The organism is Streptomyces flavofungini, assembly GCF_041028215.1.
GTDB classification, from domain to species: Bacteria; Actinomycetota; Actinomycetes; order Streptomycetales; family Streptomycetaceae; genus Streptomyces; species Streptomyces flavofungini_B.
This window is the reverse complement of sequence record NZ_JASKYR010001300.1, coordinates 1-1,298: the sequence shown is the minus strand read 5'-3', so window position 1 is coordinate 1,298 and position 1,298 is coordinate 1. Positions and strand designations below refer to the sequence as shown.

Here is a 1,298-nt window from a genome sequence, read left to right as displayed (position 1 = left end):
GGGGAGGCGGGGTGACCCGACGGCACGGGGCCGGATGCGCCTGTACGTCAACTAGGCACACCTGTAAGGCATCTGATGACTACTCAGCCGCCGTCGCTCGCCGGACCATGTGATGCGTAACGTAGTAATGTGAAATTGCACTGACAACCCCTCAGACACGAGAACCCGGTTCGCGCAGCTCGCGCAGCAGGAGTCGGCCGAGCAGGGGCAGGGCGATGAGCGGCGTCAGCGCGGTCCGGAGGGACGTGGCGTCGGCGAGGGCACCGATCAGCGGACCGGCGAGGCCGCCGACGCTCACGGCGAGACCGAGGGTGACACCGCCCGCGGTACCCACGTGCCGGGGCAGGAAGTCCTGGCCGAGGGTGATGTGCAGGGAGAACGGCACGTAGAGCCCGGCGGAGGTGAGCACCACGAAGGCGTAGAACGCGGGCCCGGGAACGAACACGACCCCGGCCACGGCGGGCCCGGTGAGGGCGTACGACCACCGTACGACGGGAAGACGCCCGAACCGGACGGCGAGCCTCCCGCCCGCGACCGTGCCGACCGCCCCGCCGAGGTAGAGCACGAACAGCGCCGCCGTGCCCGCCACTTCACCGCCCCCGGTGCGCTGGCGCGCATACAGCGAGATGAAGGTGCCGAGACCGACGAAGACGACCGAACGGCAGACGATGGCGCCGGAGAGCCGGAGGAAGGAGGCCCAGTCGTCCGCGCCGGTCCCTCCGTACGGCGACTGGGGCGCCGCCGCTTCGGTGGCCCTGATGCCCCGCAGCGCGGTGACGCAGAGCACGGCCCCGGCGACGGCGGGCACCACGAGGAGCGGCGAGGCGCCGAGGCCTCCGGCGGCGGCGACGCCGGAGACCAGCAGGGGCGCGGTCGCGAAGCCGAGGTTGCCGCCGAGGGAGAACCAGCTCATGGCCGCGTGACTGCCACGGCTCGCCCGCCGCGCGACGCGGGCCGCCTCGGGGTGGTACGCGGCGACCCCGATGCCGGACACGCCGACGACGGCGAGGGTCAGGGCGTAGCCGCCGGTGAGTCCGGCGAGCGCGACCCCGACACCGCCCACCAGTGTGCTCAGGGGCAGCAGCCAGGGCATGGCCCATCTGTCGGTGAGCGCACCGAACACCGGCTGCACCACGGAGGAGAGCAGCGAGGCCGCGAGCACGATGCCGGACGCGGCGGCGTAGCCGTAGGCGCGCTCGGCCACGAAGAAGGGGACGAGGGCGGCGACGGCACCTTGGTAGAGGTCCACGCAGGCGTGGGACAGGGCGAGGAGGGTGACGGCCCGACGACTCGGGGGC

1 protein-coding gene is annotated in these 1,298 nt (G+C 73.0%); it reads right to left on the bottom strand.

What is annotated here, in order from left to right; all coding sequences use genetic code 11:
• Positions 1-151: 151 nt before the first annotated feature.
• The coding region (locus AB8Z36_RS40595; protein ID WP_440582139.1) for an MFS transporter at positions 152-1,298 on the bottom strand (1,147 nt) is incomplete at its 5' end.